We start from the raw sequence: 11191 nt of genomic DNA, 5'->3' as shown, positions 1-11191 counted from the left end.
ATAAAGACAACTTTAAGAGGACTGGTTTTGAGCATTTTGTTTTCCGAAGCCCGCATTGGCAACATGACCCTAAAGAACCGTTTTGTGAGAAGCGCAACGTGGGAGAACATGGCGACCGAAGATGGTCACATGACGGCAAAGCTTTACGATATTTACGAAACGCTTGCGAAAGGGGAGGTTGGGCTTATTGTCACGGGTTATGCCAATATCGTTGAAGAAGAGAAACCCAACGCAGGTATGATGGGGATCTACAACGACTCTTTTATTGAAGAATACAAAAAGCTAACAGAGCTAGTACATCAACAAGATTCTAAAATCGTGATGCAAATTGCTTACGGTGGCACCAAAACCACCCATAACGTCGGTGAGCGTGTCATCTTCGCTCCGAGTGACGTGCCTGAGCGTGGTACAAATACGCAAGGCAAAGCGATGACAAAGGACGAAATCGACTACATCGTAAAGGCATTCGCATTGGCGAGCAAACGTGCTCAAGACGCTGGTTTTGACGGCGTAGAGATTCATGCGGCGCACACTTATTTAATTAACCAGTTTTTAAGCCCGTACTATAATCGTCGCGAAGACGAATATGGTGGTGACTTAGAAAATCGCATGCGCTTTCTTTTAGAAATTTATTCTGAAACCAGAAAGCTGGTTGGAAGCGAATTTCCCATCCTCGTTAAACTGACGGCAACAGAGTTCTTTGACGGCGGTTTAACGTTCAATGAAACTCGCGTCGTCTGCAAGAAACTTGAAGAAATAGGCGTTGATGCGATCATCGTATCTGGCAATGTTCACGGCAAAGCAAACGAACTTGTTGGTCAAACGTTCGATGGTTACACACTACAAGAAGAAGGTTACTTTCACGAATATGGTCACGTGATCAGCCAGGACGTTAGCATACCGGTGATTACTGTCGGCGGGCTGAGCGACATTGATGCGATTGAGAAAATTGCAGAAAACACAGATATCCAATTTTTTGCTGTGTCACGCCCTTTATTGGCTGAGCCACAGTTGATCAAACGTTGGAAAGAAGGCAATCGCGCACCAGTAGATTGTGAACGTTGCTCAAAGTGTCGTACCAAGCGTGGTAACTTTTGCGTGGTGTATAAGAACCGAAATCGTCGCAAAAAATAGAACGAAGCGAATACACAAATACAAATTAGCCTCCACTCTGAATATGGAGGCTTTTAATTATCCGCATGTTAATCGAACCATTATTTATCTTCTTTTTGATAGTTTAAATAATGCACACAAAGATCGTGAAATGCTTTAGCTTGAGGCGAGATCGTGCGATCGGTTAACGTAAATATACCAATTTGCCTTTCAAGTGGTGGATCGATAAGCGGAATCCAAACCAAGCGTGTTTCATTGGTTGGGAAAGCAAGCTTAGGTAGGGTCGTGACACCAATCCCAAGTTCTAAGACAGAAAACAGCGAAGTAATATTTTCGACCGAATAGAGCGCTTGCTGACTCAGAGCTCTTGCTGGGGTTGGATCGAGAAGTGTACAAGTGCCGTTACGGATAAAGGGTTGTTCCAACAAAGTTTGCCACTCGATTCCTTCTGGATGACTCGCAATAGGGTTGTCCTTTAAACACACCACGCCTATTGGATCGGCTAACAGCGGCGTAAAGTCAATGCCGCCCTCATCGAGGTGAGAGGGGTTACCGAGCGCTAAGTCGACCTCACCGGAGAGTAGGCGAGCCTCGACGCCAGCGGCATTATCGTCTATCAAGCTTACTTCTACATTTGGATACTGTTCGCAAAAGGCGCCCAACACGCTAGGAATGAGCTTCGCTGCAACAGAAGGAACGCTCGCAATTCGCACTCTCCCTTGCTGTCCGGCAGCGGCTGCTTTGAGATCGTTGTCTAGTGCACTGTAGATATTGAGAAACTGAACCACTTTGGGAAGACAAATTTCACCAAACGGGGTCAATTTGGTTTTGTTTCCGGGTTCAAACAGCGTTTGCCCTAGAATTCTTTCAAGCTCTTTTATCGATGTTGACAGTGCCGCCTGAGAACGATTTGCACGATGTGAAGCGGCTCGAAAGCCTCCTTCCTCGACTACCATCACAAAATGCATTAATTGTTGAAGCTTAATACTCATCCCTAATGCCTCTTAATCCCTTTATTTACGTTATTTTAAATAGAGCGATAAGTTTAACTTATCAAATGTCAAAAATTTACCGTTAGATTTATCGCCTGTCAATGTGCATCATTTAACCATATTGAAACAAAGTTGTTACAAAGGTTGAAAGGCACGTGAATACTCCTACTAAAAAACACCCAGTTAAAACCAGTCTATTTGCTTCTAAAGCGCCGCTTGAATGGGCGATAGTCAACAACGGAACCCTGTATACGGCTCAAATTCCTATTGATGACACAGGCGCGGTTGTGGAAGGCGGTATCGAAGCACAAACACGTCAAACCTTTAACAATCTCATTCACACCCTGGAGTGTGCAGGGGAGTCTTTGGACTCGGTGTTGCAGGTCCTGATTTATGTGACCGACAGAGAATACTTAAAGACCGTTAACCAAGTGTACGCGGAATATTTTGAAGCGCCGTACCCAAATCGCGCCGCCATGGTGGTTGCAGGGTTAGCGCGAGAAGAGATGTTGGTGGAGTTTGTTGTCTACGCGTCGGCAAGCCAACCAGAATAAATCCAATAAGAACAATTAGAGATCAGTGAGTGGGTGGCTTGCCATCACAAATCGGAAGAACAAGGAAAGAACCATGACTTTTATTAACAATGTTCAAGCAGAAAAATCCCTCTATATAGCAGGTGAATGGCAATCGGGCATGGACACCATCGCCAATATTAACCCTTCTGATATCAGCGAAAACATTGGCGATTTCGCACAAGCGAGTGTGTCGCAAGTAGAGCAAGCGATTCAAGCGGCTAAATCAGCGCAGCCAGAGTGGGAAAAAACACCAATCGAGCGCAAGCAAGCAGTGCTACAAGCGATTGGTGATGAGCTCATTGCACGATGTGATGAATTGGGCACCTTGCTTTCGCGTGAAGAAGGCAAGCCATTTGCTGAAGGTCGAGGTGAGATATACCGTTCTGGCCAATTCTTCCAATACTTTGCTGCTGAGGTTCTGCGTCAAATTGGCGATAACGCTGCTTCCGTCCGTCCAGGTGTCTCCGTTGAAGTTACTCGCGAAGCCGTCGGCGTTATCGCCATTATCTCTCCTTGGAACTTCCCAACAGCAACAGCGGCTTGGAAAATCGCGCCAGCACTTGCGTTTGGCAACAGCGTCGTCTGGAAGCCTGCCAACCTCACCCCAGCAAGTGCCGTTGCGCTGACAGAGATTATCCATCGCCAAGGTTTACCTGCTGGCACGTTTAACCTCGTTTTGGGTAGCGGTTCGCAAGTCGGTAATACCCTTATCAATTCGAAGGATGTGAACGGCGTTAGCTTCACTGGTTCTGTGGACACTGGCCGCAAAGTTGCAGCGGCAACAGCACCAAATTTTGTGCGTTGTCAGCTAGAGATGGGTAGCAAAAATGCGCTCGTAGTGGCAGATGATGCAGACATTCAAATTGCTGTCGAAGCGACAATCGCAGGCTCATTCTCGGGTGCAGGTCAAAAATGTACCGCGTCTTCTCGTCTTGTGGTTATGGACGGAATTCACGACGCGTATGTTGAAGCGCTAATCAAACGCATGAGCGAACTTAAAGTGGGTCACGCTCTAGAAGAGGGCGTATTCATGGGTCCTGTTGTTGATGGTAACCAGCTGAATGCGAACTTTGAGTGGATCGAAAACGCTCGCCAAGCGGGCGCAGAGCTGGCTTTTGGTGGCGAGCGTCTGAGCCTAGAGCATGACGGGTACTACATGTCACCAACCCTGTTCTTGAACACACAAAACAGCTGGGAAGTGAACCAAGAAGAAGTCTTTGCGCCAATGGCGAGCGTGATTCGCGTTTCTGATCTGGATGAGGCAATTGCAGTCGCGAACGATACGCGCTTTGGCCTGACAGGCGGCATTATCACGCAAAGCTTGCGCAATAGCGCGATCTTCAAACAGCAAGTCCAAACGGGCTGCGTCATGGTTAACTTGCCAACTGCGGGTACAGATTATCACGTTCCATTTGGTGGCCGTAAAGAATCTAGCTTTGGTCCTCGTGAGCAAGGTCAGTACGCCAAAGAGTTCTACACCGTAGTGAAAACCGCTTATCAGCGTCCTTACTAAGATCGGCAGGGTAACTGATGGTGTCAGTTGCCCGCACGAAAAGGCTAAGAAATTGTTTAAGGAGTGGTTATGTACCAACAACGGATTGTGATTGACGGATTGCAGTACTGCAATTGGGATCGAGAGTATTTCCAAACGCTTAAGGCGAGTGGCATTACTGCCGTTCATGCCACCATCGTCTACCACGAAACTGCGCGCGAAACCTTAACGCGTTTTGCTGAGTGGAACTTGCGCTTCGAGCAAAATGCGGACCTCATCATGCCTATTTATTCAATGGCAGATGTAGAAAAAGCCAAAGCAGAAGGCAAAGTCGGCATCTTCTTCGGCGCGCAAAATTGCTCACCAATCGATGATGAAATTGGTCTGATTGAAGTGATGCGCCGCCAAGGTCTGCTGATCATGCAACTGACCTACAACAACCAAAGCTTACTGGCGACAGGTTGTTACGAACAAAACGATTCCGGCGTAACTCGCTTTGGTAAGCAAGCTATTGAAGAGATGAACCGAGTCGGGATGATCATTGATATGTCCCACAGTGCGGAGCGTTCTACGTTGGAAGCCATCGATCTTTCTTCGCGTCCAATTTGTATCAGCCATGCTAACCCGACGTTTGCGCATGACGCACTGCGCAACAAATCCAACACCGTGATCAAAGCACTGACGGAGCGCGGTGGTTTGATTGGATTCAGTTTATATCCATTCCATTTGCCAAATGGCAGCCAGTGCACGCTGGATGATTTCTGCCAGATGGTAGCGAAAACCGCAGACATGTTTGGCGTCGACCATTTAGGCATCGGTAGTGATCTGTGCTTAAACCAACCGCAACAAGTATTGGAATGGATGCGCAACGGGCGTTGGTCAAAAGCGATGGATTACGGCGAAGGTTCAGCAAGTAACTCGGGATGGCCAGATGCGCTGCCATGGTTCTGCGGCAGCGCAGGGATGGAGAACATCTACAACGGATTAATGGGTCACGGATTCAGTGAATCTGAGGCTGGAAAAATATTGGGTGAAAACTGGTTCAACTTCCTTAAAGAAGGATTAGAGCCTATTTCATAGCATTCCCCAAAGTAGGAACCGCCTGCCCACATAATAACAATACGGCAGGCGTAAAACTCACATTTGTAGCCAGTCTTTGGCTGCTGCAAAGAACCTCTGGAGCCAGAGTATGTCTGATTTAACCAATAGCATGAAAGCTTCCACGATGAGCGTGTCATCGGGCAAGTCAAAAGCAAAACACAACACATCAACAACAGAAAACACGACGGACAAATTAGGACTGAATAACCCGGCCTTTTGGTATAGCGGTGGTTTCATCGCGTTGTTCGTTGCTATTGCACTTTATGACGGCGAGCTGTTATCTACGATCGTTAACGCTGGCTTTGGCTGGGCAGTTCAGGTATTTGGTCCATACTGGCAGTTACTGCTGCTTCTCACTTTTCTTATTGGTCTTGGCTTGGCTGCAGGGCGAACAGGCAAGGTGATGTTGGGCGGGATTGCAAAACCAGAAATGGATTCTTTCCGCTGGATGGCGATTATTTTCTGTACCTTATTGGCTGGTGGTGGCGTTTTCTGGGCCGCGGCTGAGCCTATCGCGCATTATGTTAGCCCACCTCCTTTGTACGGCGCGCAAGATAACCCGCAGCAAGGTGCGGTGAATGCGTTGTCGCAATCCTTTATGCACTGGGGCTTTCTAGCTTGGGCGATTGTAGGTAGCTTAACTTCCATCGTGGTGATGCACCTACATTACGACAAAGGTTTACCACTAAAACCCCGTATTTTGCTTTACCCAGTCTTGGGCGAACGAGCACTTAAAGGCCAACTCGGTGCATTGATTGACGCATGCTGCATTATCGCGGTAGCCGCGGGCACCATTGGTCCAATTGGGTTTCTGGGCTTGCAGGTTAGCTACGCGTTAAATGCGTTGTTTGATATCCCTGATGGCTTTACCACTCAGCTTATTATCATTTTGTTTGCGATTGCGCTTTACACCTTGTCAGCACTCAGTGGATTAAGTCGAGGCATGCAACTGCTTAGTCGTTACAACGTGATTCTGGCAATGGCATTGATGGTTTACATCCTGTTTTTTGGCCCTACGAATTTTATCTTTAACGGATACATTCAAGGTGTAGGGAGCATGCTAGATAACTTTATCCCAATGGCGACTTATCGCGGTGACGAAGGTTGGCTAAGTTGGTGGACAGTATTTTTCTGGGGCTGGTTCCTGGGTTATGGTCCGATGATGGCAATCTTTATTGCGCGTATTTCCCGTGGTCGAACTATTCGCCAAGTTATTTCCACCATCAGTATTGTGGCTCCGTTAACCACCTGTTTTTGGTTCACGATTGTGGGCGGCTCAGGCCTTGCGTTTGAAATTGCTGAACCGGGTAGCGTGAGTGCGGCGTTTGAGGGCTTTAACTTGCCAGGTGCTTTGCTTGCAGTGACTCAGCAACTACCAATGCCAATGCTGACTTCAATTCTATTTCTGATTTTAACCACGATCTTCATCGTCACGACGGGCGACTCAATGACCTACACAATCAGTGTCGTGATCAGTGGTGAAACGGAGCCGAATGCGATCATCCGTACCTTCTGGGGAGTAATGATGGGTGTGACGGCATTGATCCTAATTTCCCTTGGCTCTGGCGGCATCTCTGCTCTGCAATCTTTCATTGTTATTACCGCGGTTCCGGTTTCGTTGATTCTGTTACCGTCACTTTGGAATGCGCCACAAATTGCAATCAAAATGGCGAAAGAGCAAGGGCTATAACAATTATCCAATTCAAACAACGTGGAGCTTGTGCGGGTGTTTTCCTCCTGCATCCGCACAAACCCTAGTATTCTTACAATAACAAATAGGTGGTGAGCAAAATGGATGCACATCGTTCTACTTATACGGAAGCAACTATGCGCGATGCAGCGATTGTCATGGCAGCCGAAAGGCTTGGCGCAATGCACCAAAACCGAATCAGCTTTGTTCGCAGTCTGATTCGTAATATGGCAAGCCAAAACTGGCAAGTAACCAAGCATGAGTGGCAGCTTTGTCCTCGTGGTTATGGTCATGTGATTTACAAATTGACCACGCCAGAGCACGTTTATCATTTGGTGGTATTCTGTGATGAAATTGCCGACGACGAGCGTAATGATCGCGTAATTGCTGAAAAGTGGGACGTCACATTTGCACTGGTTCAAGGCGATGTTGATGTTACTTTGTTGGAAAGATTGCGAGAAAATGTACCGCTGCAAGAAGCGGGACGTAATCCAAACAACGTACTTGTTCTTGCTCGCGCAAACAAAAGTGTGCGCGTGTTTGAGCACATTGTTAGCGCGCTTTCTCAAGGCGAGCAGCCTGAGCCGAAAGAGTTAGCGGAAGTGGGTTATATCCTGCGTACCACAGCTGTTTATGGTAACGGAAAGTTTGGTATCGCCGATTTCAAACTGTTAGAGAACAACTCAGATTTCAGCCAGTCTTTTAGTGCGCAAATGTGTGCCGTATATATGTTGCGTGAATTCAGCCTAGATTGGGTGCACTATCTGGCACTTCAACAAGGTGGCGACAAGGCGGTGGCTTTGCATCGTGGCTTGCAGCGCTACCTTGGTGTCGGCAATGCTACTGGCTTAGGCATGGCTCCATACTTGATTAATCACCCGTGCATCGTTGACCAATGGATGACCTCTCGCGAACGTGCGGTAGCGCGAGTCTTTGCCATGCCATGTGAAGCGTCGTTCCATGCTCCTTTGCAAGGATTGCTGCAAAAAGCACAGCGTCATTTAGAGCAAGTCATCACCATCAATGAACATCAAGACAGGCTCAATCATCAAGCGATAGCAGACATCAAACAACTGCTATCGAAGCTAACAACGTTAATGGAATTACATCCGAACTGGGCGAGTTTGGTCGAGTATAAGAAAACAATGAGTGTGGAAGCCCAAGAAATCCTCACCTCTTGCTTGATCGAACTCTACCCATCTTTAGTGGATGAATTTGCTAGCCAAATGAATACGGATGAAACGTTATCTATTCCGGGCGGGAAAAAGATCCAAGATTTACTGGAAGTGTTGCAAAGCAAGTACCGCTGGGCGATTGATGCGGATTACTCACTAGCCGAGAACAACTACTGGTTCTGGTATCGCTCACAAGATAAAGAAGAGCCAAGGCTTGGTGTTCGCGGGGAAGAGGCTGGAGAAGAAAAAGAACTGCCGCTTGATATCGGCAGACAAGTGAATCGCTTGTACCAGGCCTTGCTTGACTGTGATGTAGAAATGTCCGTAGCAGAGTTTCTATTGCAAAAACCGGCTTATCGTTCGATCACACGTCGCGTATGGACGCTAGGCAACCGTGCGATGGGGGATATTCAAATGAATGTGCTGCGTAAAGATGCGTTACCAATGCACTTACTGCGCTGTAAATTGGCGATCTTTGGCGCGACTAAGTTTGATCCGCGCTCGGATCGTTGGGTTAGAGTAACTTTTTTCCAAGGCGCGCCGCTGTTGGATGAAATTCACGACCCTAAATTGGCAGACACATGGATTTTCCCTAGCATGCCGCCACGTGACGAAATTGCGCAAAGTGATAATCAAAAAATCAATGGAGGATTTGAATTATGATCGTCTCTCACAACGAATTGGTGGCCGCCGTTAATAAGGCATTTCTTGGCATGCGCCGTCACTGTGGTGAGGCGGATGTCATTGCGAACATGGTGGCGGACTTGCAAATGGTTGGCTTACATGGAGTTCGCCATTTTAATAACGCCAGTCTGTTTCTTGGGTTAGATTCAGACTGCGCCGTATCGGTGACCAACAGCACGCCGTCAAGCATAGAGGTAGAACTGCACAACGGGAGTGTAGCGTGTCATTTACCCGCGGTGTTGGATTTCGCGCTCGAGAAAATGATCAACCGTAAGTCGATTACCATTACGTTGAAACAGTGTCATAACCGTTGGTTGGGTTTCAGTGAGTTGTTGAAGCTCTCTGCGAAAGGCATCGCGTGTCGAGCACAGTGGATCAATGGCTCAAGTCCCAAGCGAACGCTTTATGTGTTAAACCGTGGACGAATCGCACCAGAAGTCTTTTTCTCGGATCGGTTTGATGGGCATGATACGGATTTGCATAGTATGGTTATCGAGCTCTCCGTGAACGATTTCGATATCGAGAAAAGTGCACAAGGGTATACCACCCACATTGAAGGTGATGAGTTAAGCCGCACGCAACAAGCTTCTTGGCAAAATGGTATCTTTGTCGAAGACCAAGAATGGGAAACACTGAAACAAACCGCAACCGCGTTGCTGGTGGAGAACAGTGAGCGTTCTATGCTCGGTGCTGGCGGTGTGGTTTAAGCGATGAAAGGCGATGATTCCAAGTAGAAGTGATGAAGGCTGCTCTTTAGCGGCCTTTTTTGTGCGCGAAGTTTGGTCACTTCTGAAGTTCAAAGACTATGATTACCGTTATCCGCAAGATGGAGCAACACAGGTAAGAAAAATGGATCTGCAAGAGAATAAAAGAAATGCCATTGCGTTTTACGAAACCGCCTATCGAGGTAATCCAAGAAAAGCGGTTGAAGACTATGTTGGCGATGAGTACATCCAGCACAATCCATTAGTTGGAAATGGCCCCGAGGCTTTTATCGAGTATTTTGAGCGGATGCAAAATGAGTATCCCAATAAAGACATTACGTTTGTACGAGCTATTGCTGAAGGGAACTTAGTGGCACTACACACTCACCAAACATGGCCTAATGATATTGAATACGTGACGATGGATTTCTTTCGTTTTGATCATAATGGGAAGATTGTTGAACATTGGGACGCTCTGCAAGAGATTCCTAAAGAAACATTGAATGGTCACACCATGTATTAACGAGTCGTTGACGAGTCTCCCATGCCGTTTATTCAAACGGTATGGGAGGTTAAATGATTTGTGGCACTTTAAGTATTAATCATCAAAGCGCTTTTTCGATTCTCACCGCGACGTCTTCAGATACCCAGCCTTTCCACAAGTCAGGGTAGGTATTAAAGAAGTAAAACATCGCTTCTTCACCGTCCGCGTAGTTATCTTCCATCCAGGCCAGCATTTCACTCATTTGCTCGTTGGTAAATCCGCGTTTCTGCAAGTACGCGAATGCTTGGGGTTCTTTGCTCGCAAACGCCTCAGTTGTTACTGTGCGAACTGGAGAAGGTGGGTACATTGTTACTTTTGGTGAAGCGCAATCAGGCTGAGTGGTACAGTTGCGATACTCTTCTAAATCTGTTCCGCTACCAAAATCCACTTTGACCATATCATACTTGCCCAATACGGGGGTCGGTGACCAGTAGTAACCAAACCAAGGCATTTTGCGATCATAGGCTTTGGCGATGGTGCCAGCTAATGCTGCGCCAGATCCTGGGTCAACCATCTCAAAGCCGTGCTCACTTAACCCTAATGCATTAAACAAGTGACCGGAGGTGATTTGGCATGTCCAACCAGCAGGGCAGCTATAAAACGCGAACTTGTCATCATCCTCTGGGTGTTCAAATAGTTTGGCGTGCTTGATGACGCCTTCTATCGTCGCGAGTTCTGGATACTGTTTTACCAGATAGGCGGGAACCCAAAACCCTTCTTCACCACCATTGACAAGCGATTCACTAGCGATGCGCAAGCGTTTATCCGCAATCCCTTTATCAAGTGCTTCTTTAATACCGTTTGTCCATAACTCTGGCGCAACGTCAGGCTGTCCCTTTTCAATCATAGAGGTGCCTGTAGGAACGCTATCACCAGGGATCAATTCCGCATCGCACTGGTAGCCTTCATTTAAGACAAATTGGTCGATGTGCGCCATTAAGCTTGCCGAATTCCAATTCATGTCTGCGATGGTTATTTTTCCGCATTCGTCCGCATTTGCATGAGTAGATAATGCTGATAGCAGCAGAACAGAGAGCATTGAAGGTGTCGTCTTCATGTGACTGAATTTCCTTGTCGTTGTCATTTACTTCAGTATATACATCGGTTTATAAAGATTCAGT

General features: G+C 47.1%; 10 protein-coding genes. 8 read left to right on the top strand and 2 right to left on the bottom strand.

Annotated elements, in window-relative coordinates; genetic code table 11:
• The first annotated feature begins 27 nt into the window (after positions 1-27).
• Positions 28-1134, top strand: a complete 1107-nt coding sequence (locus tag NL626_RS06595) for an NADH:flavin oxidoreductase (RefSeq protein ID WP_053303714.1) — start codon at positions 28-30, stop codon at positions 1132-1134.
• An 80-nt stretch (positions 1135-1214) separates the two neighbouring features.
• Here the strand turns inward: NL626_RS06595 and NL626_RS06590 are convergent, their stop codons facing one another.
• Positions 1215-2105 carry a LysR family transcriptional regulator gene (locus NL626_RS06590; RefSeq protein ID WP_104970091.1) on the bottom strand — a complete coding sequence of 297 codons (891 nt, stop codon included), beginning with the start codon at positions 2103-2105 and terminating at the stop codon, positions 1215-1217.
• 155 nt (positions 2106-2260) lie between these two features.
• On the opposite strand from NL626_RS06590, the gene NL626_RS06585 reads away from it, so the two are divergent.
• The 7 genes from NL626_RS06585 to NL626_RS06555 all read left to right on the top strand — a co-directional run bounded on the left by NL626_RS06585 (position 2261) and on the right by NL626_RS06555 (position 10049).
• Positions 2261-2659, top strand: a complete 399-nt coding sequence (locus NL626_RS06585; RefSeq protein WP_005375789.1) for a RidA family protein — start codon at positions 2261-2263, stop codon at positions 2657-2659.
• A 73-nt stretch (positions 2660-2732) separates the two neighbouring features.
• The gene (locus NL626_RS06580; RefSeq protein WP_137282552.1) at positions 2733-4193 is read left to right on the top strand and encodes an aldehyde dehydrogenase family protein; all 1461 of its coding nucleotides are present in this window, start codon (positions 2733-2735) and stop codon (positions 4191-4193) included.
• A gap of 69 nt (positions 4194-4262) precedes the next feature.
• Positions 4263-5252, top strand: coding sequence for a membrane dipeptidase (locus tag NL626_RS06575; protein WP_005388594.1), 990 nt, complete (start codon positions 4263-4265; stop codon positions 5250-5252).
• A gap of 109 nt (positions 5253-5361) precedes the next feature.
• The gene (locus NL626_RS06570) at positions 5362-6963 is read left to right on the top strand and encodes a BCCT family transporter (RefSeq protein ID WP_005388593.1); all 1602 of its coding nucleotides are present in this window, start codon (positions 5362-5364) and stop codon (positions 6961-6963) included.
• A 101-nt stretch (positions 6964-7064) separates the two neighbouring features.
• On the top strand, positions 7065-8801 hold the full coding sequence (locus NL626_RS06565; protein ID WP_253657138.1) for a hypothetical protein: 1737 nt from the start codon (positions 7065-7067) through the stop codon (positions 8799-8801).
• Entirely contained in the window at positions 8798-9529 is a 732-nt protein-coding gene (locus NL626_RS06560) for a DUF3726 domain-containing protein (RefSeq protein ID WP_213866273.1), read from the top strand. The genes NL626_RS06565 and NL626_RS06560 overlap by 4 nt, the downstream gene beginning before the upstream one ends.
• Before the next feature lie 142 nt (positions 9530-9671).
• Positions 9672-10049 (top strand): nuclear transport factor 2 family protein, encoded by a 378-nt coding sequence (locus tag NL626_RS06555; RefSeq protein ID WP_005390944.1) that lies wholly within the window; start codon positions 9672-9674, stop codon positions 10047-10049.
• Between the two features lie 82 nt (positions 10050-10131).
• Here NL626_RS06555 and NL626_RS06550 read toward each other — a convergent pair whose 3' ends face one another.
• Positions 10132-11127: an ABC transporter substrate-binding protein gene (locus NL626_RS06550; RefSeq protein WP_005375798.1), complete on the bottom strand. Its 996-nt coding sequence runs from the start codon at positions 11125-11127 to the stop codon at positions 10132-10134.
• Positions 11128-11191: the final 64 nt, after the last annotated feature.

This window comes from Vibrio sp. Y58_MX_L22 (assembly GCF_024181865.1).
Classification (GTDB): domain Bacteria; phylum Pseudomonadota; class Gammaproteobacteria; order Enterobacterales; family Vibrionaceae; genus Vibrio; species Vibrio alginolyticus.
This window is presented reverse-complemented; position numbering and strand designations above follow the sequence as displayed.